Raw genomic sequence first — 26,619 nt, forward strand, 5'->3', positions numbered from 1 at the left:
CCGCCCAAGCGAAGGGACGAACTGAGCAGCAATATCCGCCGTCATCCCCGCTTATTTCAATCGATTCAACACCGTCCTTGCGTGCTCCACCGTTTCGGAAGCCCCCAGTCCGATGCCCGCGGCATTGCTTTGCAGCCACTGATCCGCCGCGGCGCCATGCAAATACACGCCAAATTGCGTCGCTTCCAACGCTGACATCCCCTGCGCAAGCAGTGCCGCAATCATCCCGCCCAATACGTCGCCTTGGCCTGCCGAAGCCAACGCGGCATTGCCCGACTGGTTGATGCTGATCTGCAGGCCATCGCTGACCACTGTTCCCGATCCTTTGATCAACGCGACCGCATTCAAGCGGAAGGCTAATTCGCGCACTGCATCCAGCCGTTGCGCCTGTACCGCTGAAGTTTCTTTGTTCAACAGCCGCGCGGCTTCGGCAGGGTGCGGGGTGATGACGGTATCGCCTTGGCGCGCCTTGCATTGCGCAAACAATGCAGAATGTGTCGCCAACAAATTAAGTGCATCGGCGTCCAGCACTAAGGGTTCTGAGCGGCTTAGCAAGGTCGTCAGCACGTCGATAGCGGTATCGTCCCGGCCCAGCCCTGGCCCGACTAACCAAACGTCGTGCGGTTGTTTGATGGCCAAGGCCGCATCGGCCAGCATCAGCTCAGGCATCAGCGGATCATAAGCCGTCGCTGCCGCAAGCATGCCAATGCGCACCTTGCCTGCACCCAGGCGCAAAGCCGCTCGTCCCGCCAGGATCGCTGCGCCGGCCATACCCGCCGCGCCGCCGATAACCCCAACCGTACCAAAGGTACCTTTATTGGATTCCTGATGCCGGCGCAGTTGCGCGGGTAAGCGCGTGGTCTCATACAGCGTGTTTGGCGCGGCGGGATAGGCCGCTGCGGGCAGATCAAGCTCAAACAGCACCACTTCGCCCGCTGCATCCTGCCCGTGGGCCGTATGTAGTCCCGGTTTGTCACCAATAAAAGTCAGCGTATGGTTGGCGCTCAGCACGCAGCCATGAATCTGCCCACTGTCAGCGTCCAGCCCGCTTGGAATATCCAACGCAACTACATTCAAGCCCGCATCATTGATCTGGCGAAAAGTCGTCGCGACATCTTCCGGCACCGGTCGGTTAAGTCCGATGCCAAACACAGCGTCAATGACCAGCGTTGTGTCGCTGGGCAGGCCTGCGATGCGCTCTGGCCCTAGCTCCAGCCACAGCCGCCGCGCCTGACTGGCGTCCGCTGCTAGATCGCCCACATGCAATACCGGCCACACATGCACGGTAAATCCGGCGATATATAAATGACGTGCACACACATAACCGTCCCCGCCGTTATTCCCGGGTCCGACCAATACGGTGATTACACTCGAACGCGGATAATGCCCGCCGATCCAGCGCGCCGCAGCCGTGCCAGCGCGCTCCATCAGTGGCAGTCCCTGAGCCAGTTGTTGGCTTTCGATTTTCTGTAATTCGGCGCGCAGATACAGCGGATGCGTCATGGTTGGCGTCCAAGGCGTTGGCGTTGTTCCCGAAAAATCCAGGTCTGGATCAGGCGCTCGGTCTGCGGGGCCAGATCGACAAAGCGGCAGCCCACTCGCCAGTCGCCCTGCGGTAAGGGCGTGAGCTGGCAAACCTGCAGGTCAACCACGATATCGCCCGCGCTAGGCAGCGTGATGCGGCAATTGCTTAACATATCGGTCGTAGCGGGCAGTTCAGCGTCGGCATTCAGCGCTACCCCGGCGACGCTCAGATTCAGCAGCGGCAACGACGTGGAACTGCCGCCTGGAGACGGCCAGTAGCAGCAGATGGCCTGTGACGGATCAATCTCCACACGCAGCGCATCGCGTTGTCCGGCTTCGTCGAGCGGTACTTCCGTCGCGGTGGGTATCATCCGCTGCTCCTGATTCAGTAGGCCGCACTGGGCGTCAGGCCGGCCAGATTGGCGGACAGCAACGCTTCGACTTCATCCACGCGCGCCCGCTCTTCCTTGCGCTGGGTCTGGCGTTCCGCAGTGCGCGGTCGCACATGGAGTTTGATTTGCGTGTCGTCGTACCAGAACGCAATCGAAGGCCAGGACGCATGCCGATGCGTGGGTGGCGGCTCCAGATGCTGGTAATCAATCTTGTGATTAAGCAGAAAAATCTCGACGCTTTTCGGGTCGTCCAGATAAATCAGCAAATTGATGTCCGAATGCGGTCCGGCCACGCCGGACAACACCGAGCCAGTGAGATAAGGCGTGAATTGATTGAGCAGACGCATCATGTTGACGGCCTTGCCGCGCAGCGCCTGCAGGCTGTCCACGTGCTGCGGTTGATAGATCGCGCGATAGCTTTCGAGTGCTTCTTCGATCTCTTGATTGGAGGGGAGGACGCGTGCGTCGGAACTACCCAGATGGCGCGCCGCCTTTTTCTTGGCCAACGCAAAATCATGCAGATGATCTTCTGCAATCAGCCGGGCCGCCTGGTGTGCAATTTCGGCACGCAAACTCAAGGAATGTCGATCAGCCGTGAAGGGCTTGCCCATGATGGAACTCTCCCGTGACTACCCAGTTAGCGCCGTGCCGTAGTGGCAACTGGCGCGAGCCATAGCAACTGCGTGGTTCATGTCCTTCACCTCCGTACGTGCCGGGTAGCACCCTGCAATGGATGCTACCCGATTACTGCGTTCGCACAAAATCCGTAATGCGCTGACAGTCGGTAGGCGTCCTTAGTAAGCTTGCCAACCTTAAAATCAGAACAGCAAATCCTTGATCTCATCCAGCGGTTGCGTAGCCGCAGTGCCGCTGCCCAAGCCCAGTTCGGGGTTGGTTTGCGTCCATTCACTATAAAAATATTCGGTGCGATCGCCGCGCTCGGTCTGCATGGTTTGTGCGACCACGCCCTCCGGCACCGGATATTGTTTTTCCGGGCGGCCATCCAGTGCCGTCGCCATAAAATTAATCCAGATAGGCAATGCCGCCGCGCCGCCTGTTTCTGATCCGCCTAATGAACGCGGCTGATCAAAACCGACCCAGGCCACGGCAACCAGATCCGGCGTATATCCGGCAAACCAGGCATCGCGGGTATCGTTAGTGGTGCCGGTTTTACCGGCCAGATCGTGTCGCCCTAATACGCGCGATTTTGATCCGGTGCCAAATCGCATCACATCTTGCATCATGCTGGTCATCACAAATGCATTACGCGCATCAAGCGTGCGTTTAGCATTTTCACCAGCCACTTCGGGCGCCATTTGCGCCACGATTTTGCCGCGACTGTCGGTAATGCGCTGGATAAACCAGGAATTAACCCGGTATCCGGTATTGGCAAATACCGAATAACCTTCGGCCATCTGCATCGCCGTTACGCTACCTGCGCCTAAAGCCATGGTTAGATAAGCCGGATTCTGCTTGGGCGTAAAACCAAATCGCGTGTCGAATTGTTGCGCATATTGCGGCGTAATCGATTGCAGAATACGGATTGAAACCAGGTTTTTGGAATGTGTCAGTGCATTGCGCACCGTCATCATGCCCTCGTATTTGCCATCATAGTTTTTAGGCTCCCATTTCTGGCCACCCACTTGATCCGGATCGATGACAATCGGCGCATCATTAATCAGGGTGGCAGGCGTTACGCCTTTTTCCAGCGCCGCGGAATACACGAAAGGTTTGAAACTGGAGCCAGGTTGGCGCCATGCCTGCGTAACGTGGTTAAAACTGCTGCGATTAAAATCAAAGCCGCCCACCATGGCCTGCACCGCGCCGTTCTGCGGATCAAGCGCCACCATCGCGCCTTCCACCTGGGGCAATTGCGAAAGCTGCCAGCCCTTGTCACCGCGCCGCACCCGGATAATGGCGCCCGGGCGGATGCGCGCGGTGGGTGGCGCTTTGTCCGTCAGCGCAAACCGCGCGGCTTTCAGCGCATCGGCACTTAGCGTAATGGCTTCGCCGCCCTTAAGAGTCGCTTGCACTTCTTGTAGGGATGCGCGAGTTACCACAGCGGCAAGCAAATCATCCGCATCTTTGATGTCAGCCATGGCATCATCAAGCCCTTCCTCACTTCCAGGCTTGAACAGTTCCGGGTCGATGAACCCTTCAGGCCCACGATAACCGTGGCGCTGGTCGTAATCCAGCAAGCCTTTTCTGAGAGAGAGATACGCGGCTGTCTGGTCCTTGCTGTCGAGTGTCGTGTAAACCTTGAATCCTGACGTGTACGCGGCATCCTTGTAGCGGTCATACATCATCTGGCGCACGGCCTCAGCAAGATATTCGGCATGGATGGCGAAATCCTGGGTGGCGCGATGCAGTTGCAGCGGCTCTTTTAAAGCCTGCTGATACTGATCATCAGTGATGAAACGCAGTTCGTGCATACGGCGTAGCACATATTGCTGACGTAATGTGGCGCGTTTGAAATTAGCAACCGGGTTATATGCGGACGGCGCTTTAGGCAAGCCGGCCAGCATGGCGGCTTCGGCCACCGAAATCTGTTTCAGGTCTTTGCCAAAATAAGTTTGCGCGGCAGAGGCAAAACCGTAGGCGCGTTGGCCCAGATAAATCTGGTTAAGGTAAAGCTCCAGAATCTGGTCTTTGGAAAGGTTGTGCTCGATCTTGAATGAGAGCAAAGCCTCATTGAATTTGCGGGTAAAAGTTTTTTCGTTAGTGAGATAAAAATTACGTGCAACTTGCATGGTGATGGTACTGGCGCCTGATTGCACATGGCCCGGCACCACATTACCGGCCATTGCACGTAGCACGCCGAGATAATCGATACCACCGTGCTGATAGAAACGCTCATCCTCGGCCGCCAGCAAGGCTTGTTTCATGACCGCTGGTACCTGATCAATGGGCATGAATGCGCGACGCTCTTCACCGAATTCTCCGATTAATATCTCGTCTGCCGTATAGACGCGAAGCGGAATTTTGGGACGGTAATCGGTGAGTGCGTCTAGCGGCGGTAATCGGGGATAAGTCAGAAGGACGGCAAAAAGAGCCAGACCGACGGCAAAAATAAACAAGCCGCCAAAGATGCCGAGAACAATTAGAAGTATTCGTTTGGTCATTTGCGGTTTTAAAAATCGTTATATTTAGTGAAATTGACGACAATCAGGGCGTGTTGCAAAAAAATCTGATTTAACGCGCATCCTTTACAGATTGTTATATGGCTTGCTAGGATTTTTGCGTATCTTGACAGAAAACTATCCTACTTTCCTGTTTTTAAAAGGAAATCTGTGTTGAAGCTCGACTTTCTCAAACCCAAGGCGCCGCCGCTGATCGGTGTGGATATCAGTTCCTCGGCCGTCAAGATGGTCGAACTGGGCCAGACCGGGCGTAATTTCAGCCTCGAACGCTATGCGATCGAGCCGTTGCCCAAGGACGCCGTTTCTGACGGCAATATCGCCAATATGGACGCAGTGGCCGAAGCCGTGCGTCGCGCCTGGAAACAGATGGGCACGCGTCTGAAGACCGTGTCGATCGCGCTGCCTGCCGCCGCCGTCATCACCAAAAAAATCCTGGTGCCGGGCGACCTGTCGGAGCGTGAGCTGGAGGGCCAGGTCGAGACCGAAGCCAACCAGTACATTCCGTTTCCGCTGGACGAGGTCAATCTTGATTTCCAGATTCTGGGCGCCGCGCCGAACGCGCCGACCGAACAGGAAGTGCTGATTGCCGCCGCCCGCAAAGAGAAAGTGGACGAGCGCGTTGCCGCGATTGAATCCGCTGGCCTCAAAGCGGTGGTGGTCGATGTCGAATCGTACGCCACTCAAGCGGCCTTCGAATTGATGCGACCCCAGTTGCCCAACAATGGCGACGGCCAGATTGTGGCCGTGGTCGACATTGGCGCCACCGCGATGCACATGAATATCTTCCGCGATGGCCAGTCGATCTACAGCCGCGATCAGGCTTACGCGGGCAATCAGTTGACTCAGGAAATCCAGCGTAAGTTCAACTTGCCGTCGGACGAGGCCGAAGCCGCCAAAAAGACCGGCGGCCTGCCTGAAAACTACGAACCCGAAGTGTTGCAGCCGTATATGGACACGATGGCGCTGGAAATCTCGCGCTCATTGCAGTTCTTTTATACGTCCAGCAATTACAACGCGGTCGACCATATCCTGCTGGCGGGCGGCGGTAGCGCCATCCACGGCCTGGACGACGCGGTGGCCAGCCGTACCCAGGTCACCAGCACCATGCGTGCCAACCCGTTCTACGGCATGGCCACCGGCAAGGTGCGCGGTAAACAGATCCAGCTGGATGCTCCTTCTTTACTGATCGCATGTGGCCTCGCCATGCGGAGGTTTGACCCGTCATGATCCGCATTAACCTTTTACCGCACCGGGAACAGGCGCGGTTGGCACGGCATCGCCGTTATATGGCGATGCTGGCTGTGGCCTTTATTGCTGGCGTGGCTGTGGTTGGCCTCGGCTATATGTATTACGACGGCCGTATCAGCACGCAAACCGAGCGCAATAACTTCCTGAAAGCCGAAAACGACAAGCTGCAACAGCAGATTCTCGAGATCGAAAAGCTCAAGACCGAAAAACAGCAGCTGCTTGATCGCAAGAAAGTGGTTGAGCGTCTGCAGGCCAATCGGGCTGAAGACGTCAAGGTGATGGATCAGCTGACGCGCCAGACGCCGGAAGGCGTGTACCTGAAGAGCATCAAGCAAAACGATGCGCTGCTGGTGCTTAACGGCTACGCGCAATCCAACGCCCGCGTGTCGACGCTGATGCGCAACCTGGCCGATTCGCCGGTGTTTGAACAACCGCTGCTGATCGAAGTGAAAGCCGCCACGGTGGGGTTGCAGCGTTTGTCCGAGTTCACGCTTAACGTGCAGATCACGCGTGCCGTCGAAGACGCATCGGGCCCGGCTGCAGCCAAGAAACCGGGAGCACCGCAATGACGCTTGATGAACTGCGCAATCTGGACCCCAAAGACATGGGCAACTGGCCGCTGCCGGTGCAGATGTCCTTGTTGGCGGTGGTCTTTGTACTGGTGATCGCGGGTGGGTATTTCTATCTGTGGAGTGATCAGATGGATGCGCTCACCCAGGGCGAAGCCCAGGAAGCCGCGCTCAAGACTGAATACCTTGAGAAAGAAAAGAACGCGATCAACCTCGAAGCCTACAAGCAACAGCTCGAAGAAATCCGCCACTCGTTTGATTCGCTGCTGCGCCAGCTGCCTAACAAGTCGGAAATGGAAACGCTGCTGACCGAGATCAACCAGGCGGGCGTGGGCCGCGGTCTGCAGTTCGAGCTGTTCAAGCCGAACGCCGAGACCAAGACCTCAGAATTCGCCGAGATGCCGATCGATATCAAGATTGATGGCAAGTACCACGATCTGGCGGCGTTTGTGAGCGATGTGGCTCAGCTGTCGCGCATTGTGACGCTGACCAATATCGAGATCACGGTCCCCAAAACGCCCGATCAGCTGACCATGTCGGCCGTCGTGAAGACCTATCGCGCGCTGGATGATGCCGAGGCTCAGGCTGTGCATCAGGCCGAAATCGACGCGAAGAAGAAGAAGTGAGACCCATGCCCATGAACTCTATTCGCAGCGTCGCACTGAGTCGTACCGGCGTGGCCCGCGGCCTTGCGTTAACGCTGCTGGCGTTAACGCTGGCCGGTTGCGGCGACGGCAACGACGATCTTCGTGCGTGGATGGCCCAAAGCCGTGAAGGCTTGCGCGGCAAGGTAGAACCCCTGCCTGAAGCGCGCCAGTACACGCCGTTTACCTACAATGCATTTGACGTATCCGATCCGTACAACCCGCACAAGATGGATGTGGCCCGCAAAGCGGGTGGCGGCGTGGCGCCGGATACCAATCGACCCAAAGAAGCACTCGAAAACTACGACCTCGAAAAACTGGTGTTCGTAGGCACGCTGCAGCAAGGCAAGACGGTACAAGCCTTGATTCGCGCACCGGATGGCAATCTGTACCGGATCAAGGTGGGTAATTACATGGGTCAGAACTTCGGCAAGGTGCTCGTCGTTTCTGATACCGAAGTCAAACTCAAAGAAATCGTCGAAGACAGCGGCGGGGATTGGGTGGAGCGCGAAACTTCGCTTCCCCTGCAAGAAGCGGAGCAGAAAAAATGATCAAGGCATCCATCATGCAAAAAGCATGGCTGGTCTCCTGCGCACTGTGCGCCTCGTGGGCGATGGCGGCGGATATTACCGCCGTCGACGTCAACCAGGTAACGCCGGAAAAGCAGATTATCAAGCTGACCTTTAATGGCACACCGCCCACCCCCACCAGCTTTTCGGTGACCAAGCCGGCGCGTATCGCGTTCGATTTTCCGGGCGCGGGCAATCAGGCTGGCAAAAGCAGTGTTCAGGTCAACGGCAGCGCGCTGACTGTGCTCAATATCGCCGAAGGCTCGGGCCGTACTCGCCTGGTGCTTAACCTGCAAAAACCAGCCGGTTACACCGCCAAGGTGGAAGGCAATACCTATCTGATTACGCTGGATGGCGCGCAAGCCAACACGCCAGCCGAAACCCGCCCGGTGCATTTTGCCGATGCCAAGCCGGCCGCCGCCGCGCAAAGCATCAAGGGTGTGGATTTCCGTCGCGGCCCCAACGGTGAAGGCCGTCTGGTGGTGGATTTGTCTGATCCGAACGTCGGTATCGATATTCGCCCGCAAGGCAAATCGCTGCTGGTTGATTTTGCCAAAGCCGCGCTGCCGAAATCCCTTGAGCGCCGCATGGATGTCACCGACTTCGGTACGCCGGTGGTCAAGGTCGATGCTTATTCGCTGGGCGAAAATACCCGCCTGGCCATTGAGCCCAAAGGCAACTGGGAATACTCGGCCTACCAGACCGAAAACCGCTTTATCGTTGAAGTCCGCCCCAAGGTGGAAGACAACAAGATCAGCGCCATCAAGCCCGCGTACAAGGGCGAGAAACTGTCGCTGAACTTCCAGAACGTTGAAATCCGCACCGTGCTGCAAGTGATCGCCGAATTTACCGGCCTGAACATCATCACCAGCGATTCGGTTAACGGCAGCCTTACCCTGCGTCTGAAAGACGTACCTTGGGACCAGGCGCTCGACATCATTCTGCAAGCCAAGGGTCTGGATCAGCGCAAGAGCGGCAACGTGCTGTGGATTGCCCCGCGCGCCGAGCTGGCTGACAAAGAGAAGCAACAGTTCGAAGCCCAGAAGAATGTGGACGATCTGGAGCCGACCCGCACCGAATCGTTTGAGCTCAAGTACCAGAAGGGCGATGACATCAAGAAGATGCTGAGCGACGACAAGCAACAGATGTTGTCCAAGCGCGGCAGCATTGTGGTCGATCCGCGCACCAATACGCTGTTTATCCAGGATGTATCGAGCAAGCTGGAGCAGATTCGCGCCGTGATCAACAAGATCGACGTGCCGGTCCGCCAGGTGATGATCGAAGCCCGTATCGTTGAAGCTTCGGATACCTTCAGCCGCGAGCTGGGTGCGCGTCTGGGCTGGGCATCGCTCAGCCACGTGGGCAACACCACCGTGGGTACTTCGCCAAGCCTGAGCAACTACAGCGGCACCGGTTCCAACACGGGCAACTCCAGCGCCAACACGCTGTCGGCCAGCAATCTGCTGGGCGTCAACCTGCCGGCTACTGGCCTCGGCGTGGGCAATGCCTCGACGTTTGCACTCGTTGCGCAAAGCGCCAACTGGCTGCTGGGTCTGGAACTGTCGGCACTTGAGGCAGACAGTAAGGGCAAGATTATCTCCAGCCCGCGTCTGGTGACGGCCGATCAGGTTGAAGCCGTGATCGAAGATGGTCAGCAAATCCCGTACTCGCAAAGCGCGCAGAACGGTGCCACCACCATCGCGTTCAAGGATGCAACCCTGTCGCTGCGTGTTACCCCGCAAATCACGCCGGATGGCAACGTAGTGCTGGACGTCAAGGTCAACAAGGACAGCGTGGGTCAAACCACCTCCAACGGCCCGGCCATCAATACCAAGCACATCGAAACCAAGGTGCTGGTAGAGAATGGCGGTACGGTGGTGATCGGCGGTATCTATACGCAGACGCTGACCAACTCGGTCGACAAGACCCCGCTGCTGGGCGATATCCCGGTGCTGGGCAACCTGTTCAAGTATCACATCGATACCGACAACCGCGCCGAGCTGCTGATCTTTATTACGCCGAAGATCATCCAGTCCGACCTGACCCTGCGTTAAGCGCGTCGCAGCACAGCCATCCTGCATGCTCATGGCGGCAGATGGCTCTAGCGCAAAGCGCTCACAGTGCCTGTCGTTGCAACTGCAACGCAGCAGGAAGGCCGCCCGCCCGGGCGGACTTTCCGATAAAATGCCTGGCATGAAAATGCCAGGCAATTTTTTTCTCGTCGGTTTGATGGGCGCCGGTAAAACCACGGTCGGGCGCACGCTCGCCCGGTCCACCGGCAAGACCTTTCTTGATTCCGACCACGAGATCGAAGCGCGCACCGGTGTGCGGATTCCCACCATCTTCGAGATGGAGGGTGAGGGCGGCTTTCGCGCGCGTGAATGCGCCGTGATCAGCGAGCTGACCGCCATGCAGGACATCGTGCTGGCCACCGGCGGAGGCGCGGTGCTTAATCCGGAAAACCGCGCCGCCTTGCGCCGGGGCGGCTTTGTCATCTATTTGCGCGCCAGCGTCGATGATCTGTATCAGCGCACCGCGCACGATAAAAACCGGCCCTTGCTGCAAACCGCCAACCCCAAGGCACGGCTGGCCGAACTGTTTGAAGCGCGTGATCCGCTGTATCGCGAAGTGGCCGACCTGGTGATGGATACCAGCCGCCAGACCGTCCAGCATCTAACCCACCAGTTGATTCTGCAACTTGAGAAAACACTTCATGCGCACCGTTAAGCTTGAGCTCGGCCCCGATTCCTACGACATCCTGATCGGCCGCGACTTGCTGGCGCAGGCGGAACGCATCAGCGCATTGTTGCCGCAACCGCGCGCCGCCATCGTCACCAATACCACCGTGGCGACCTTGTATCTGCAGCCGCTGGTGGATGCGCTCACGGCGCGCGGCGTGGACGTGTTGCCGATCGTGCTGCCCGATGGCGAGCAATACAAAACCTGGGAAACGCTCAATCTGATTTTTGATGCGCTGCTGGGCGCACGCGCCGAACGCAAAACCACGCTGATTGCACTCGGTGGCGGCGTGGTGGGCGATATGACGGGCTTTGCCGCCGCGGTGTATCAGCGAGGCGTGCCGTTTATCCAGATCCCGACCACTTTGCTGGCGCAGGTTGATTCCTCGGTGGGCGGCAAGACCGCCATCAACCATCCGCTGGGCAAGAACATGATTGGCTCGTTCTACCAGCCGCAGCTGGTGCTGGCTGATCTGGCTACGCTGGATACGCTGCCGCCGCGCGAGTTTTCCGCGGGCATGGCCGAGATCATCAAATACGGTCTGATCGACGATCTGGCGTTCTTTGAATGGCTGGAAGCCAACATTGATGCGCTGATGGCGCGCGATGTAGCGGCGCTCACCTATGCCGTCGAACGCAGCTGCCAGAACAAGGCGCGCATTGTCGGTGAAGACGAAAAAGAACAAGGCGTACGCGCGTTGTTGAACCTGGGCCACACCTTTGGCCATGCCATCGAAACCGGCATGGGCTACGGCGTGTGGTTGCATGGCGAAGGCGTTGCCGCCGGGATGGTGCTGGCCGCGCATGCCTCGCGCTTGTTGGGCCAGATTAGCGACGCTGACCTGCAACGCATTACCGGCTTGATCCGTGCCGCCGGGTTGCCGGTGCAAGCACCGGACTTTGGCTATGAGCGCTATGCCGAACTGATGGCGCAAGACAAGAAAGTGGATGCCGGCAAGATCAAGTTCATCCTGATGCAAAAGCTGGGCCAGTCGTACATCGGCACGCTGACCCCCGACATCGTGCGCGGCGCGCTTCAGGCCGGTTGTTCGGCCGATGCGGTGGCTTCCAGCCTGGCGTAGTCGGCCAGCGTTTCTTGTAGCGGGGTGCGCATGCGCTCCGCCAGTTCCTGCATATGTCTGCCTTCTTTGGCCGCTAACGGCGCTTCGACGCATTCATAGATATCCAGCAAGGTGATGCGCGCCGGCGCAGCCGCCAACAGCCATTCGCCTTCGCGCGTTGTTTCCACCCAGCCGCATTCCAGCATCTCGTCCAGCAAGGTCAGCGTGCTATCCAGGCCCACGTTGATCTGAAGGCGCAATTCGTTGATGTGCAACAGCACGCCGTTTTCATGCGCCTCGGACAAGGCCAGCAGGATACGCACCGCTTGCTCAAAGCGCGTGCCACGGCGGGCATGCCATTCCCAGGCATCGCCATGCCAGTACGACAGACTGGCCGACAGCACCGCGCCGCCCAGAATGATTACCCAGCACACATACAGCCAGGTCAGAAAGATCGGGAAGCTGGCAAACGCGCCGTACACCATTTTCAGCGTCACAAATGCCTGCACATACAGGCCGAACAAAGCCTTCATCAGTTCCAGCGCCACCCCCACCAGTACGCCCGCAATAATGGCGTGGCTGCGCGGCACATAACAGTTGGGAATGGTGATGTACATCAGACTCAGCATCGCAAACATCACCAGCGAGGGGCCGACGCGGATGGTGGTGTCCCACACCTGAATGCCGCTGATCAAGCCGCCGCTGTGATGATAAATCCACGACGTCAGCGACAGGCTGATGCCCAGCGCCACCGGGCCCAGCGTCAGCGCCGCCCAGTAAATCAGCGTGCGCGCCAGAATGCCGCGCGGGCGACGGACCGACCAGATCTCGTTGAAGGTTTTTTCGATGGTAAAGATCAGCAACAGCGCCGTCACCGCCAGCCCGATTGTACCGAGCGCGGTCAGTTTTTCGGCGTTATCCGAAAACTGCCGCATATACACACCGATGATCTTGCCCGCCGCATCCGGCACCAGGTTCAGCAAGATAAAGGTTTTGAACTTGGCGCTGTAGTCGCTGAACATCGGAAACGCGCTGAACAAGGTCAACGCGATGGTAAACAACGGAATCAACGCCAGCAGCGTGGTGTAGGTCAGGCTGCCCGCCGTTTGCAGGCAGCGATCTTTAATCAGGCGATGCCCCACATAGCGGCCAAAGCCGATAACCCGCCGCCAGAAACGGATGGTGATCAGGCTTTCGAGATGTTGGCGGGTTAAAGGATGAAACATCGCAGCGCCGAAGAATTTATAATCGCCCGAGTTTAACTGAAGTGGCTGCGGGCGTACGCGTCCGGGTCAACCCATCGAAAGAACGGAGCAAGCTCTTGGCAGATATTCTGGTGCTGTACTACAGCACACACGGCGCCACGCGCCAACTGGCGCAACTAATCGCACGCGGCATTGAGTCGGTGCCCGGCGCCACCGCCCGGGTGCGCACGGTGCCCAAGGTGTCCACTGTTACCGAAGCCACGGAACCCGCCATCCCCGATAGCGGCGCGCCCTACGTCAGCATCGCCGATCTGGAACAGTGCATTGGCATCGCCGTCGGCAGCCCGACGCGCTTTGGCAATATGGCGGCGCCGATGAAGTATTTCTGGGATGGCACGGTGGGCGCCTGGCTCGGCGGCACGCTGGCGGGCAAGGCGGCCACGGTGTTTACCAGTACCGGGTCGCACCACGGTGGTAACGAAACCACGCTGATCACCATGATGCTGCCGCTGTTGCATCACGGCATGGTGCTGGTGGGGCTGCCGTATACCGAAACCGCATTATCGACCACCGAAAGCGGCGGCACGCCGTATGGCGCCAGCCACGTGGCGGGCGCGCAAGGCAATCTGCCGATTACCGATCACGAAAAACAGCTGGCGTTGGCGCAAGGCAAACGTCTGGCCGAAGTGGCGCTGAAACTGGCGGCACAGGCATGAGCCGGCGTCCGGCCGGGCCGCTGAAAAACGGGGCGAAGAAGCGTGCATGGGCGCAATGGATATCGATTACGTGCTGGCTGGCGCTGATTGCGCTGTGCTTGCTATGGGAGCTGTGGCTGGCGCCGTTGCGGCCGGGTGGCTCGTCGCTGGCGTTAAAAGCTGTCCCCTTGCTGCTGCCGCTGCGGGGCTTGCTGCACGGCCGTCGCTATACCTATCAGTGGAGTTCGATGTTTGTGCTGCTGTGGTGGGCTGAGGGTTTGATGCGCGCGTGGAGCGACAAAGGTTTGTCGCAGGGGCTGGCGTTTGTTGAGGTCATCATCACCAGCATCGCGTTTCTGTCGATTTCGTATTACTCGAAATGGATGCGCCCCAGCATTCTGGAAGCCGAGCAGCATTAAGACGCAATCTCCGCACAATGCCAAGCCGATGCGGTGCCATGTGGTGCAGATAGGGTGGGTCTAGACCCACCACTCATAGCCATAGAGAAGATTGATCGGCGTGCAGCGTTCTTCTGCGCGGCTTTGGTCGGTGGGTCTTGACCCACCGTATGCCATTGCGTAGGCCCGGGGCGTACCCGGCTGGCGAAGTGAAAAGAGGGAGAAGGTGCCGGAGCCTGGTCGCCGCGCAGCAAGCTGTTGGCCACTGGTGCGATCGGTTCCGCTCGCCTGGGTAAGGCGGGCGCCAACCCCGGCCTGGTGGGCGGGGCGGTTTCCGGCAAGTCCGCAAGATTCGGGCTGGTCAAGACACCCCAAGACCAGGCCCGTCCGCTGCGTTGATCGACGACTTAAGCGGGTTGCGGATGGGTACGCGTGATATTGCTGTGTAACTTGTTAACGGCCGAGATATACGCCTTGGCGCTGGCCACCAGAATGTCGGTATCGGCGCCCTGGCCGTTGACGACGCGACCATCGCGTTCCAGCCGCACGGTCACTTCGCCCTGGCTGTCGGTGCCTTGGGTAATGGCATTTACCGAATAAAGCTGTAATTCCGCGCCGCTGCCCACAATCGATTCGATCGCCTTGAAGGCGGCATCGATCGGGCCGTCGCCCTCGCATTGCACGCGTTTTTCGGTGCCGTTTTCGGCCATCACTAACGTTGCGGTCGGGATCTCGCCGGTTTCCGAAACCACCTTCAGCGAGGTCAGACGCCAGGTATCTTGTTCTTTGTTGATCAGCTCGGCCGAGACCAGCGCGTGTAAATCCTCGTCGAAGATCTCGCGCTTGCGGTCAGCCAGTTCTTTAAAGCGCGCAAACGCTGCGTTGAGCGCTTCTTCGCTGGCCAGCTCGATGCCCAGTTCGCCCAGCTTGGTCTTGAACGCATTGCGGCCCGACAGCTTGCCCAGGGTCAAACGGTTGGTGCTCCAGCCCACCGATTCGGCGCTCATGATCTCGTAGGTTTCACGATGCTTGAGCACGCCGTCCTGATGGATACCCGATTCGTGCGCAAACGCATTCGCGCCGACAATGGCCTTGTTCGGCTGCACCGGGTAACCGGTAATGGTGGACACCAGCTTGGACGTCGGCACAATTTGCGTGGCGTCGATTTGCGTTTCGACCTGGAAGACATCCTTGCGCGTTTTCACCGCCATCACGATTTCTTCGAGGCTGGCATTGCCAGCGCGTTCGCCCAAGCCATTGATGGTGCATTCCACCTGCCGCGCGCCGCCCAGCACTGCTGCCAGTGAGTTGGCCACGGCCATGCCCAGATCGTCGTGGCAATGCGCCGACCAGATCACCGATTCACCGCCCGGTGTGGCTGCGATCAGATCGCGGAAAAAGCGTTCGGTCAGGCCCGGAATGGCGTAACCGACGGTGTCGGGCACGTTGATGGTTTTCGCGCCTGCCTTGATCACTTCGCCAAAGATATACGCAAGGAATGCCGGGTCGGAGCGCAATGCATCTTCGGCCGAGAATTCGACGTCATCGGTATATTCGCGAGCGATCAACACCGATTTGACGGCGGCTTCCACCACTTGCTCGGGCGCCATGCGCAGCTTCTTTTCCATATGGATCGGGCTGGTGGCGATAAACGTATGCACACGGCCACGCGCGGCCGGGCGGATGGCTTCGCCTGCGGCGCGCACATCACGCTCGTTGGCGCGGGCCAGCGAACAGACGGTGGATTCTTTGATGATGCCGGCGATGGTGCGGATTGATTCGGCATCGCCCGGGCTGGCGGCGGCAAAACCGGCTTCGATCACATCAACACCCAGGCGCTCCAGCTGGCGGGCAATGCGGATTTTTTCTTCACGCGTCATCGAAGCGCCGGGCGATTGCTCGCCGTCGCGCAAGGTGGTGTCGAATACAAACAGACGTTCGCCCATGTTTGGTGTGCTCCGTGTGCTGGCCACGCTGGCCGTGCCGCTAAAAAAGGACTGGATGTCGAAGGAACGCCCCTGACTGGCGGCAAGTTGCGAAACACGATTGAGCTGGGACAACGGCATGGAGCCGCGTTCGCGCCACTTATAGATGGCGGCGCGCGAGACGGGATCGTCGGGGAAGAGGCGATTCAGCGCATCAGCCAGCTCACTGGGGCCGCCGAACTGTGCGATCAAACGTTCAATGTCCACGGACATGTCATGCTCCAACTCAGAATGTTGGACAGCATAAAACGACCGTGGACATTAAGTCAAAACATTTTGTCCGATTTAACGCTAAAGGTTCGCTGAGAACATCGAACGTTAGACAAAATTAGACATCGTGGCGATTGTGATTGGCCAGGCGGGCCGGTTTACCGCGCCCGATAAAGCGCCACACCCACATCACATAGCCCGAGAAGCCATAGGCGATAAACATGCAGAACAGCACCAGTGGCGGCTTGGCCACCAGCAACATCAGCAACAGCATCAACGCCAGCAGTGCCACAAACGGCACCGTCTTGCGCATATTGATTTCCTTGAAGCTCCAGAACTTGACGTTGGACACCATCGTCAGCCCGGCAAACAAGGTGAGAAACAGCGCTACCCACGGCATGATGCCGGTCAGGATGTAGAGGTCATCGGCGTATTCGTGGCAGATCCACACCAGCCCGGCCACCAGCGCCGCGGCCGAAGGTGACGGCAGGCCCTGAAACCAGCGCTTGTCGGTCACTTCCAGATTGGTGTTAAAGCGCGCCAGGCGCAGCGCCGCGCCGGCGCAGTACACAAACGCCACCATCCAGCCCACTTTGCCAAAATCACGCAGCGCCCATTCGTACACCACCAGCGCCGGGGCCACACCGAAAGACACCATGTCGGACAGGCTATCGAACTCCGCGCCAAACGCCGATTGCGTTTTGGTCATGCGTGCCACGCGGCCATCCAGGCCATCAAGCACCATCGCCACAAAAATGGCCACTGCAGCAGGCACAAAGTTTTTGTTCATCGACTGCACGATGGCGTAAAAGCCTGCGAACAGCGCCGCCAGCGTAAACAGATTGGGCAGCAGATAAATGCTTTGGCGGCGGATATTGATATTGCGCTTGTTAGGCACGGGCAAGGGATTGGGCATAGCGATCCGTCAGCGATTACAACTTCAATTGCAGGCCGCCAGCCCGGCCGCAACCATGATCATGATCGCGACGAGCTGGCGCTGGCGTCAGGCCAGTTCAGCCAGAATGGTTTCGGTGGCCGAAACCTTGTCACCGATGGTCACGCGCGCTTGCGCGGTCAGCGGCAGGTACACATCAACGCGCGAACCAAAGCGGATAAAGCCATAACGCTGGCCACGCGCCAGTTGGTCGCCCACCTTGGCGTAACACACGATACGGCGCGCCACCAGGCCCGCGATCTGCACGTAGGTTACCTTGGTGCCATCAGCCAGCGTCGCCAACACCGCGTTGCGCTCGTTTTCAGTCGAGGCCTTGGAGACGGCGGCGTTCAGAAACGAACCGGCGTTGTACACCACTTCGTCCACGCGGCCATCCACGGGGCTACGGTTGGAGTGCACATTGAACACGTTCATGAACACGCTGATCTTCAGCGCTTCCACTTTGCGATACGGGTCCATGGCTTTTTCGACCACCACAATGCGGCCATCGGCGGGGCTCAGCACGGCCTTGGGGTCTTGCGGAATCACCCGCGCCGGATCGCGGAAAAACTGCACCACAAACACGGTGACGATCCAGAACGGAATGGACCACCAGCCCGCCAGCCAGGTAACCAGCAGCGACACGACGATGGCGATCGTAATAAACGGCCAACCTTCGCGGGCCAGAATAGGGTGGGGATAGTGGTTGTTCATGTCTTTTTATCTTGTCCGAGTTGCATACGCAGAGGGCCGATTGTAACTCAGCCACCCTGAGCCGTGTCGGGCGCGGCGAGCGCCAGCATGCGTAAAAAATCTTCGCGCAGCAGGCCGTATAACAGCACGTCTTCAAGGCCCGCAATGCTTCTGGTATAGCCTGGCCGCAGCCCTTCTGACTGAAAGCCCAGCCGTTCCAGAATGCATATTGACGGCGCATTGCGTGCAAAGGCCGTGGCGTCCAGCCGGTACAGGCCCAGATGCTGAAACGCAAAAATGACCAAGGCGCGGGCAGCTTCGGTGGCGTAACCACGGCCCCAGTACGGCTGGGCCATCCAGTAACCCAGCTCGGCGCGATGGCCCGGCTGCATATCGTGCAGCTCCACGCAGCCCAGCATTCGGCCGTCGGCGCGGTCGCGCACGGCCAGATACAGCGCATTGCCGCGATTCCAGTGTTCTTCGTGCGTGTCCACCCATGCTTGCGCCATGCCATCCGGGTAGGGATGTGGCGTGTTGACCAGCATTTCGGCCACGCCAAAATCGCCAGCAAATTCGGCGATACGATCGGCGTCGGCAACGGTAAAACCGCTTAGCAACAAGCGGGGCGTGAGCAAAACCGGGATATCGGGCATGGCCTGCGGCAAAAAGTGTCAAAGATTTCAATGTACACGCTACGCGCCACAATGCGCAGCGGGGGCCGCAGCCCCCGCTTTACCCGGCTTGATACGCCGACGTTATTTACGCCAGCGCCGAGTGCTTGCGCGAATACACAAAATAGATGGCCAGGCCGATCAACAACCAGATACCAAACGCGGTCCACGTCACCGCGCCCAGATGGCACATCAGGAAGACGCAGAACGCCACCGCCACCAGCGGCAACACCGGCACGCCCGGGCAGCGGAAAGCGCGATGCAGATCGGGCCGCGTTTTGCGCAGCACGATCACGCTGATCGACACCAGCGAGAATGCCGCCAGCGTACCGATATTGATCAGCTCGGCCAGCACATTCAGCGGCACCAGCGCGGCCAGAATCGCAAACACAAAGCCCACCAGCCACGTGGTCAGCCACGGCGTTTTAAAGCGTGGATGCACTTTGGACAGGCCCGACGGCAGCAGACCATCGCGAGACATCGCAAAAATCACGCGCGTCTGGCCATAGGTCATCACCAGAATCACCGTGGTCATGCCCAGGATGGCGCCCAGATCAACAAAGCCAGCCACCCAGTTCTGGCCCGCATATTGCAGCGCCAGCGATACCGGATGATCCACGCCCGCAAACTGCGCAAACGGCACGATGCCCGTCATGATGGCCGACACCGCCACATACAGCAGCGTGCACACCGCCAGCGAACCGATGATGCCAATCGGCAGATCGCGCTTGGGATTGCGCACTTCTTCGGCCGCCGAAGACACCGCGTCAAAGCCGATAAAGGCAAAGAACACCAGCGCTGCGGCATTGAACACGCCGTTAAAGCCGAATGGCATAAACGGGGTCCAGTTGGCGGGTTTGACATAGCCCACGCCCACCACAATAAACAGCAGCACGATGCCGACCTTGATCGCCACGAGCACGTTGTTAAGCCGGGCAAAGCCAGCCACGCCCACTGAAACCAGCGCTGTAATCGCCATCATGATGGCAAAGGCGGGCAGGTTGATCAGCGTGTACTTGCCCGGCACTGCACCCGGCGCGGCGGTCAGTACCGTCGGCAAGTCGATATGAAACCCGTGCAGCAGCGACTGCAGATAGCCCGACCAGCCCACGGACACTGCCGATGCGGCCAGGCCATATTCCAGCAGCAAATCCCAGCCAATAATCCACGCCACCAGCTCGCCGAGCGTGGCGTAGGAATACGTATAGATCGAGCCCGAGACCGGAATGGCCGAGGCGAATTCGGCATACGCCAGCGCCGACAAGCCACATGCGATGGCGGCCAGCACAAATGACAGGGTCAGCGCCGGGCCGGCGGTGAGCGCGCCGGTGCCGGTCAGCACAAAAATGCCGGTGCCGATAATCGCGCCGATACCCATCAGGATCAGGTCGACCGGGCCGAGCGCTTTTTTAAGTTGCGAGACGCCACTGGCGGCGATCATCGCGTCGATGTTTTTGGTACGAAACAGTTTCATCAGAATAGCTTTCGAAGGTTGCTGTGAAACCGCGGCGCTGGGTTAGCGCGCGCGGCAAGACTGCATGCCTCGTGGGCAGAAAGAAACGGTGAGCGGCGGACTTGCGGGATGGTGCAGGTGGGCGGATCACCGGCGCGAACCACAATCGGGTTGACCGGATGGTCAGTTCGCAAAGGCGTGGCCCGGACAATACACACGTGCCTGGCGCGCAGATAGCTTCGATATCCCTAATACGATGACTCTTTTGCATTTCTTTGCCGCAAATCAAGGGTATGGCGGGCCTGAGTGCCCTCTGATCGGGTTACAGATGGCGTAAACAGGGTGGAAGCCGTTACTGGCTTCGGGCATGCTGCAAGCATTCCGGAGACGCCCATGACCTCACCAAGCCTGCTTGCCGCCGCGCTGGGCCAGTGTCTGCAACAGCGCGTGCACATCCTCTCCAGCCGCGCCGTCAGTGGCGGTTCCATCAATGCCGCATGGCGCGTGCAGACTGACGCTGGCACGTGGTTTATCAAGCTGAACCGGCCTGAGCGGCTGGCGATGTTCGAAGCCGAGCGTGTCGGTTTGCAGGCGCTGACGCCGCATATCCGCGTGCCCGCTGTTCTGGGTTGCGGCGTGGCGGAAGATCAGGCGTTTATCGCGCTGGAATGGCTGGATCTGCAGCATCAAGGTGACGAGGCCGCATTGGGCACCGCGCTGGCAGCCCTGCATCGCGTACATGGCGACCGCTATGGCTGGCCCGCCGACAATACGATAGGCAGCACGCCGCAACACAATGCCTGGCGGGCGGACTGGATCAGTTTTTATCGCGAGCAACGGCTGGAATTCCAGCTGAAACTGGCTCACAGCAACGGCTATCGTTTTAAACGCGCGCCGGCCTTGCTGGACGGGCTGGAGCGCTTTTTTGCCGGCTATCAGCCGCAGCCATCGCTGCTGCATGGCGATCTGTGGGGCGGCAATGTCGGCTGGGTGGGCGGCAGCACGCCGGTGTTGTTTGATCCCGCCTGCTATTTTGGCGATCGCGAAACCGATCTGGCGCTCACCTCGCTGTTTGGTGGCTTCGGCCCGCGTTTTTATGCCGCCTATGAAAAAGCATGGCCTGTGGATGCCGGCTTTGCCTTGCGGCGCGATCTGTACAACCTGTACCACGTGCTCAATCACACCAACCTGTTTGGCGGCGGCTATGCCGCCCAGGCGGAACGCCTGATCGAACGACTGGTCGTGAGTATTGCCGATTAAGACTGATCGGATTGAAAACCCCGGTATCGCGCCCATTTGACCCAACCGCGCGCTACCGCCCAAGGAGTATGCATGCAGGATTCGTTGCAGGCCATGACCGTCGCGCCACCCGAGCGCGCGCCGGAACTACTGCGCCAACTGGTCGCCGCGATGCGGCCCAAACGCGCCGATGACGCGCAGGCGGCCATCAATAGCGTGCAGGCGCTGGCCTATCAGCTGGAACTCTCGCCCGAACTGCGCGCCGGTCTGCGCCGTACGTTGTTGCGCGTGCTGTCCAACCGCCAGCAAGTGCAGTTTTATGCCGACACCGGCATCTTGTCGAACGAGAGCTTTTTCTCGGCCTTGTCACGCCGTATTGGCGATCGCATGTTGCCGCCCGCGCCCAATCCGCATTCATTACGCGATCTGTTTGGCAGCGTGTTTTTTCGCCATAACGATTACATCTGGCTGGAGGCTGTGCCGCAGGAGGTGTGGTTTCAGCTTGGCCACGCATTGCATATCGACGAAGAACACGATCAGGACAGCCTTAACCATATCCGCGTGCAAATGCTTGAGGCCATCCAGGTGCTGTCCACCCGCATCGCGGCCATCGGGCTGGAACCGGAAGTGGTGCGCAATCATTCGGATGCCGAACGCTTTGTGTCGCCATTTATTCGTCAGCATTCCGAGGTGCAGCGCTTTATCGAGCTGTATCTGCAATGGACCACCGATAAGTCCGTGGCGCTAGAGGACGAGCTGCATATTCTGGTGTTGCTAAGCCAGTGCGAAGAAGTGGTGGCCAAGGTGCGGCGCAATGCCATGCGCCAGGGCGTATCGGTGAGCCTCACCTACCATCTGTTGCGACTGACGCAGCATATCGAACGCCTGAAAGCCTTGCTGCGGCTGGTGTCGCCCCATCAATCCACCGAAAAAGGCGAGGCCATTCTGGCCATTTCGATTGCGCTGGTGCGCGCCGAAAACCGCAAGCATTCATTACGCGATGTGTTTGCGGAAAACACCGAGCTGATCGCGCTGCAGGTTACCGAACACGCCAGCCACACCGGCGAGCATTACATCGCCGAAACGCGCAAAGAGTGGCGCAACATGTTCTGGTCCGCCGCGGGCGCGGGCGTGATTGTCGGCTTTATGTCGGTGCTGAAACTACTGTTTGCCAAAGCGCATTTGCCGCTATTGCTTGAGGCATTGGCGTTTGGTCTTAACTATTCGTTTGGCTTTATGCTGATCCACGTGCTGCATTGCACGATTGCCACCAAACAGCCTGCCATGACTGCAGCCAAAATCGCCGCCACGCTGCACCAGGGCAGCCGGGGCGGCAAGATCAAGGCGGCCGATCTGGACGCACTGACCGAGCTGATCATCAAGGTGATCCGCACGCAGTTTATTGCCATCGTGGGTAACGTGATGCTGGCGATGCCCACCGCATTGGCGATCGCGATGGCGTGGGTGTGGGCCTATGGCCACCCGGTGGTGGATATGAACAAGGCCGGCCATTTGCTGACCGATCTGAGCCCGGTACTAAGCCCGGCGATCTTTCATGCCGCCATTGCCGGCGTCTGCCTGTTCTTGTCGGGCCTGATTTCGGGTTACTACGACAACAAGTCGTTGTATAACCAGATCCCGCAGCGCATTGCCGCTTTGCGTTGGCTTAACCGGCTGATGGGCGAATCGCGCGCGCGCCGCTTTGGCACTTATCTGGGCGACAACCTGGGCGCGCTGGCCGGTAATTTTTATTTTGGCCTGATGCTGGGCACGATCGGCACTATTGGCGTGTTGTTCGGACTGCCGATTGATATTCGTCATATCACCTTTTCGTCGGCGTACTTATCGTATGCGGCCGTCTCGCTGAACTTCCAGCTGCCGCTCAATCTGGTGTTGATGTCGGCGCTGGGCATCGGGCTGATCGGCCTGACCAACCTGGTGGTGAGTTTCGGGCTGGCGCTATGGGTGGCGCTGCGCTCGCGCAAGCTGACCTTGCGCGCCACCCGTCCGATCGTGGGCCGCCTGCTGCGCCGTGCCTTGCGCCGACCGCAGGATTTTCTGATTCCGCCGCGCACCAAACCCGCGGCCACCACGTCGGCCACCAAAGTGGTCGAATTGAAAGAGGAGACAGTGCTTGACTGGGTTCAACGACGCCGTGCAGGCGCTGGTCGATAACGGCTATGCCGTGTGGCCGGGCTTTTTGACGCCGCAACAGGTGGCCGCCTTACGCGCCGATATCGATGCGCGCCGCGCTACTTTCCACGCGGCGGGTATCGGTCGGCAACAGGGGTATCAACGCGACGACAGCATCCGCGGCGATGACGTGTTATGGCTGGAACGCGACGACGTGCTGGCGGTGCCGGTACTGGATCAGCTGGAAGCAATGCGGCAGGCGTTTAACCAGTCGCTATTTCTGGGGCTGGCCGAATTTGAAGCGCATTTTGCGGTCTACCCGGCGGGCTCGTTCTACAAGCGCCATCTGGACCAGCATCGCAATGCCGATACCCGTGTGGTGACGTTTGTGCTGTACCTCAATGATGCGGATTGGGCGGCAGAAGATGGCGGCCAGTTGCGCATGTTTTTGCACGACGACGCGCCGCCGCTGGATGTAACGCCGTTGGGCGGAACACTGGTGTTGTTTATGTCTGATCGCTATGAACACGAGGTCTTGCCCGCCCGCCGTGAACGCCGCTCGATGACTGGCTGGTTCCGCCGCGCGCAACGGCCATAGCACGGGTGTAGACGGGGCGCCCAGCCCGCTCCATACCTTTAACCAGCAAAAAGTGCCTACCGAATCAGGTAAATGCTGACAAACCGCCGCCCGCATCGGCCGGTAAAATTCGGAATAGTCTTAATCCGGGAGCGCCATCATGAAACCTTCAACCACTCCAGGCTGGATCAAAACCGTCTGCGCCGCGGCGCTGATGGGCGGCATGGCCTTTGCCGTCACCGGCTGCGCCAGCGATTCGGCCAACGTCTACAGTCGCGATCAGGTCAAACGTGCCGCTACGGCGCAAGCGGGCATTGTGGAAAGCGTGCGCAATGTGCAGATCAAGGACAGCACCGGCATCGGTGGTGTGGCGGGTGGCGTGATCGGTGCGGTGGGGGGGAGCAGCATCGGCGGCGGCAATGGCAGCATCGTCACCGGCGTGATCGGCGCGGTGGCCGGTGGTCTGGCGGGTAACGCGCTGGAGAAAGGCGCGACCGCCAAAGACGCACTCGAAATCACCGTCAAACTGGATACCGGTCAACGCCTGGTGATCGTGCAGGGCGCGGATACACAGATCGTGCCGCAACAACGTGTGGATGTGCTTAACGATGGCCAGACCACACGCGTGGTGCCGCGTAATCAATAACTGCGCGCATCCAGAAATGTAAAAAGGGTGAATCGACGGATTCACCCTTTTTGATTGCCGCACCAGCAAGCCTGCCGCGATGTTTAGCGCCCCAGACGCTGGCACACCGTCGATACCGCACCGGCCGCATTCAGCGTGTAGAAATGCAAACCGGGCGCGCCATTATCCAGCAACTTGTCGCACAGCTCGGTCACGTAATCGAGACCAAACGCGCGGATCGACGCCGTGTCATCGCCGAACGATTGCAGGCGCAAACGCAGCCAACGCGGGATTTCGGCGCCGCACATATCCGAGAACCGCGACAACTGATTAAAGTTCTGGATCGGCATGATGCCCGGCACGATCGGGATGGTGACACCGCGCGCGCGCACCTCGTCCACAAAGTGGAAATACGCATCCGGGTTAAAGAAATACTGGGTGATCGCGGCATCGGCCCCCGCATTCACCTTGTTCACAAACGCGCGCAGATCGGCTTCGGCGCTATTGGATTGCGGATGGTATTCGGGGTAGGCCGCCACTTCGATATGAAACCAGTCGCCGTGCTGTTCGCGGATAAACGCCACCAGCTCGTTGGCATAGCGGAATTCACCCACATCCAGCATGCCCGACGGAATATCGCCGCGCAGCGCCACCACATGGCGTATGCCGCTGGCACGATATTGCTGCAGGATTTCGCTGATGCGTACACGGCTGGAGCCGATGCAAGACAAGTGCGGTGCGGCGGCCAGGCCTTCGCTCTGGATTTCCAGCACCGCGGTCAGCGTGCCATCTTGCGTTGAGCCGCCCGCGCCAAACGTCACCGAGCAATATTCCGGTTTGAATTGCGCCAGCTGGCGGCGCGTGATGCGCAGTTTCTCTGCGCCTTCTGCGGTTTTGGGCGGAAAGAATTCAAAGCTCAGGGGCTGCGGCTGGGTCACGATCAAGGTTCGGGTTGGAGGCGATGGCGCATCTTATCACCGCAGGTCCAGCGCCGGTTTGCAGCGTTTTCATTGGTGCGTGAACGGCGCGATAAAGGGCATCCAGGCCGTCCCCCTGATTTGTCAGCGCGTTCCTACGGGGGTTTTCTTGTGCGCACCACGCCATTTTTGGTGGATTGCTGTCTGGCCGCCGCAGACGGTTCAGGCACTATGGGTACCGTGCTTAACGTGGCCTCAAGGCCCCAGCCGGATAGACCGCAGCCCGTACTCAGAAGGCCGGCACCGCGCAAACACCAACCCGGTTTACAAGGAGAATTTATCATGCAAAAAAAATGGCTCGCCGTACTGAGCTCGGTCGCGATTCTGGCTGGCTCTGCCGCCACCGCGATGGCTGACAACATGCCCGCCACCGACGTGCAAAAAGAAGCGCCCCGCAAGACCCCGTCCGAAGCGCGCGAAGCAGTTCGCGCCAGTGCCAAGGACACGCTGGCCAAGCTGTACGAAAAGCATCCATCGGCTAAAGATGCCATCGCCAAGGCGGCTGGTTATGCCGTATTCAACAACGGTAGCGCCACCATCGTCTTCGCAGGCGCTGGCGGTGGTAGCGGTGTTGCGGTCGACAGCACCGGCAAAGAAACCTTTATGAAGATGGTGCAGATCAAGGGTGGTCTGGGCCTCGGCATCAAGAACTCGCGTCTGGTGCTGGTGTTCAACGATAACGCTTCGTTCAAGAAGTTCATCACCTCGGGCTGGGCCTTTGAAGGCAACGCCACCGCAGCCGCCAAGGCTGAGAACAAGGGTGCTGAACTGGATGGCGCTTCGATGATCGCACCGTCGGTTTACGCTTATCAGTTCACCGAAAACGGTCTGGATGCAGAAGTCACTGTCGCCGGTACCAAGTACATGGTCGACAGCCGTCTGAGCCCGCACGCCAAGAAGAAATAATTCGCTGCGCAGCACAGGCAACAAAAAAACCCG

24 protein-coding genes and 1 pseudogene are annotated in these 26,619 nt (G+C 59.1%); 14 read left to right on the forward strand and 11 right to left on the reverse strand.

Annotated features, from left to right (window positions below):
• Positions 1–51: 51 nt before the first annotated feature.
• From WG78_RS04770 to WG78_RS04785, 4 genes are all read right to left on the reverse strand, one after another.
• Positions 52–1,503, reverse strand: a complete 1,452-nt coding sequence (locus WG78_RS04770; protein WP_053936663.1) for a bifunctional ADP-dependent NAD(P)H-hydrate dehydratase/NAD(P)H-hydrate epimerase — start codon at positions 1,501–1,503, stop codon at positions 52–54.
• Complete coding sequence (locus WG78_RS04775; protein ID WP_053936664.1) at positions 1,500–1,895, reverse strand: flagellar brake protein; 396 nt, start codon at positions 1,893–1,895, stop codon at positions 1,500–1,502. Before WG78_RS04775 ends, WG78_RS04770 begins: the two co-directional genes overlap by 4 nt.
• A 14-nt stretch (positions 1,896–1,909) precedes the next feature.
• Positions 1,910–2,527 (reverse strand): nucleotidyltransferase domain-containing protein, encoded by a 618-nt coding sequence (locus WG78_RS04780; protein WP_152969066.1) that lies wholly within the window; start codon positions 2,525–2,527, stop codon positions 1,910–1,912.
• Positions 2,528–2,734: 207 nt separating this feature from the next.
• Positions 2,735–5,038, reverse strand: coding sequence for a penicillin-binding protein 1A (locus WG78_RS04785; protein WP_053936665.1), 2,304 nt, complete (start codon positions 5,036–5,038; stop codon positions 2,735–2,737).
• A 168-nt stretch (positions 5,039–5,206) separates the two neighbouring features.
• Between WG78_RS04785 and WG78_RS04790 the strand changes: the two genes are divergently transcribed.
• The 7 genes from WG78_RS04790 (at position 5,207) to aroB (ending at position 11,906) form a co-directional block, all read left to right on the forward strand.
• The gene (locus WG78_RS04790) at positions 5,207–6,283 is read left to right on the forward strand and encodes a pilus assembly protein PilM (protein WP_236691979.1); all 1,077 of its coding nucleotides are present in this window, start codon (positions 5,207–5,209) and stop codon (positions 6,281–6,283) included.
• Between the two features lie 59 nt (positions 6,284–6,342).
• A complete protein-coding gene (locus WG78_RS04795) occupies positions 6,343–6,873 on the forward strand; it encodes a PilN domain-containing protein (protein ID WP_236691980.1) in 531 nt (176 codons plus the stop codon).
• Complete coding sequence (locus WG78_RS04800; protein WP_053936668.1) at positions 6,870–7,499, forward strand: type IV pilus inner membrane component PilO; 630 nt, start codon at positions 6,870–6,872, stop codon at positions 7,497–7,499. Before WG78_RS04795 ends, WG78_RS04800 begins: the two co-directional genes overlap by 4 nt.
• Positions 7,500–7,504: 5 nt before the next feature.
• Complete coding sequence (locus tag WG78_RS04805; RefSeq protein WP_236691981.1) at positions 7,505–8,068, forward strand: pilus assembly protein PilP; 564 nt, start codon at positions 7,505–7,507, stop codon at positions 8,066–8,068.
• Positions 8,065–10,140 carry a type IV pilus secretin PilQ gene (locus tag WG78_RS04810; protein WP_053936670.1) on the forward strand — a complete coding sequence of 692 codons (2,076 nt, stop codon included), beginning with the start codon at positions 8,065–8,067 and terminating at the stop codon, positions 10,138–10,140. The genes WG78_RS04805 and WG78_RS04810 overlap by 4 nt, the downstream gene beginning before the upstream one ends.
• A 130-nt stretch (positions 10,141–10,270) precedes the next feature.
• Positions 10,271–10,813 (forward strand): shikimate kinase, encoded by a 543-nt coding sequence (locus WG78_RS04815; RefSeq protein ID WP_053936671.1) that lies wholly within the window; start codon positions 10,271–10,273, stop codon positions 10,811–10,813.
• On the forward strand, positions 10,800–11,906 hold the full coding sequence (gene aroB / locus WG78_RS04820) for a 3-dehydroquinate synthase (RefSeq protein ID WP_053936672.1): 1,107 nt from the start codon (positions 10,800–10,802) through the stop codon (positions 11,904–11,906). Before WG78_RS04815 ends, aroB begins: the two co-directional genes overlap by 14 nt.
• Here the strand turns inward: aroB and WG78_RS04825 are convergent.
• Positions 11,861–13,111 (reverse strand): YihY family inner membrane protein, encoded by a 1,251-nt coding sequence (locus WG78_RS04825; RefSeq protein ID WP_053936673.1) that lies wholly within the window; start codon positions 13,109–13,111, stop codon positions 11,861–11,863. The genes aroB and WG78_RS04825 overlap by 46 nt on opposite strands.
• A 95-nt stretch (positions 13,112–13,206) precedes the next feature.
• On the opposite strand from WG78_RS04825, the gene wrbA reads away from it, so the two are divergent.
• Both wrbA and WG78_RS04835 read left to right on the forward strand, forming a co-directional pair.
• Complete coding sequence (gene wrbA / locus WG78_RS04830) at positions 13,207–13,806, forward strand: NAD(P)H:quinone oxidoreductase (protein WP_053937010.1); 600 nt, start codon at positions 13,207–13,209, stop codon at positions 13,804–13,806.
• A complete protein-coding gene (locus WG78_RS04835; protein ID WP_053936674.1) occupies positions 13,803–14,204 on the forward strand; it encodes a DUF2069 domain-containing protein in 402 nt (133 codons plus the stop codon). Before wrbA ends, WG78_RS04835 begins: the two co-directional genes overlap by 4 nt.
• A 386-nt stretch (positions 14,205–14,590) precedes the next feature.
• Here the strand turns inward: WG78_RS04835 and WG78_RS04840 are convergent, their stop codons facing one another.
• The 5 genes and pseudogenes from WG78_RS04840 to bcaP all read right to left on the reverse strand — a co-directional run bounded on the left by WG78_RS04840 (position 14,591) and on the right by bcaP (position 20,150).
• On the reverse strand, positions 14,591–16,381 hold the full coding sequence (locus WG78_RS04840) for a 2-isopropylmalate synthase (protein WP_053936675.1): 1,791 nt from the start codon (positions 16,379–16,381) through the stop codon (positions 14,591–14,593).
• A 115-nt stretch (positions 16,382–16,496) separates the two neighbouring features.
• Positions 16,497–17,294: a CDP-diacylglycerol--serine O-phosphatidyltransferase gene (pssA, locus tag WG78_RS04845; protein WP_053936676.1), complete on the reverse strand. Its 798-nt coding sequence runs from the start codon at positions 17,292–17,294 to the stop codon at positions 16,497–16,499.
• Positions 17,295–17,387: 93 nt separating this feature from the next.
• Positions 17,388–18,026: pseudogene (locus WG78_RS04850) on the reverse strand (phosphatidylserine decarboxylase); the annotation flags it as partial.
• Positions 18,027–18,073: 47 nt separating this feature from the next.
• Complete coding sequence (locus WG78_RS04855) at positions 18,074–18,658, reverse strand: GNAT family N-acetyltransferase (RefSeq protein ID WP_053936678.1); 585 nt, start codon at positions 18,656–18,658, stop codon at positions 18,074–18,076.
• 106 nt (positions 18,659–18,764) lie between these two features.
• Positions 18,765–20,150: a branched-chain amino acid transporter BcaP gene (gene bcaP / locus WG78_RS04860; RefSeq protein WP_053936679.1), complete on the reverse strand. Its 1,386-nt coding sequence runs from the start codon at positions 20,148–20,150 to the stop codon at positions 18,765–18,767.
• A gap of 372 nt (positions 20,151–20,522) precedes the next feature.
• Here bcaP and WG78_RS04865 point away from each other — a divergent pair, with 372 nt between their 5' ends.
• From WG78_RS04865 to WG78_RS04880, 4 genes are all read left to right on the forward strand, one after another.
• Positions 20,523–21,389 (forward strand): fructosamine kinase family protein, encoded by an 867-nt coding sequence (locus tag WG78_RS04865; RefSeq protein ID WP_053936680.1) that lies wholly within the window; start codon positions 20,523–20,525, stop codon positions 21,387–21,389.
• Positions 21,390–21,461: 72 nt separating this feature from the next.
• Complete coding sequence (locus WG78_RS04870) at positions 21,462–23,543, forward strand: site-specific recombinase (protein ID WP_053936681.1); 2,082 nt, start codon at positions 21,462–21,464, stop codon at positions 23,541–23,543.
• Positions 23,503–24,099: a 2OG-Fe(II) oxygenase gene (locus WG78_RS04875; RefSeq protein WP_053936682.1), complete on the forward strand. Its 597-nt coding sequence runs from the start codon at positions 23,503–23,505 to the stop codon at positions 24,097–24,099. Before WG78_RS04870 ends, WG78_RS04875 begins: the two co-directional genes overlap by 41 nt.
• A gap of 139 nt (positions 24,100–24,238) precedes the next feature.
• A complete protein-coding gene (locus tag WG78_RS04880; protein ID WP_236691983.1) occupies positions 24,239–24,724 on the forward strand; it encodes an outer membrane lipoprotein in 486 nt (161 codons plus the stop codon).
• Positions 24,725–24,807: 83 nt separating this feature from the next.
• Here WG78_RS04880 and metF read toward each other — a convergent pair whose 3' ends face one another.
• Positions 24,808–25,641, reverse strand: coding sequence for a methylenetetrahydrofolate reductase [NAD(P)H] (gene metF, locus WG78_RS04885; protein WP_201782363.1), 834 nt, complete (start codon positions 25,639–25,641; stop codon positions 24,808–24,810).
• A gap of 321 nt (positions 25,642–25,962) precedes the next feature.
• On the opposite strand from metF, the gene WG78_RS04890 reads away from it, so the two are divergent.
• A complete protein-coding gene (locus tag WG78_RS04890; protein ID WP_053936683.1) occupies positions 25,963–26,586 on the forward strand; it encodes a lipid-binding SYLF domain-containing protein in 624 nt (207 codons plus the stop codon).
• Positions 26,587–26,619: the final 33 nt, after the last annotated feature.

This window comes from Amantichitinum ursilacus, assembly GCF_001294205.1.
Classification (GTDB): domain Bacteria; phylum Pseudomonadota; class Gammaproteobacteria; order Burkholderiales; family Chitinibacteraceae; genus Amantichitinum; species Amantichitinum ursilacus.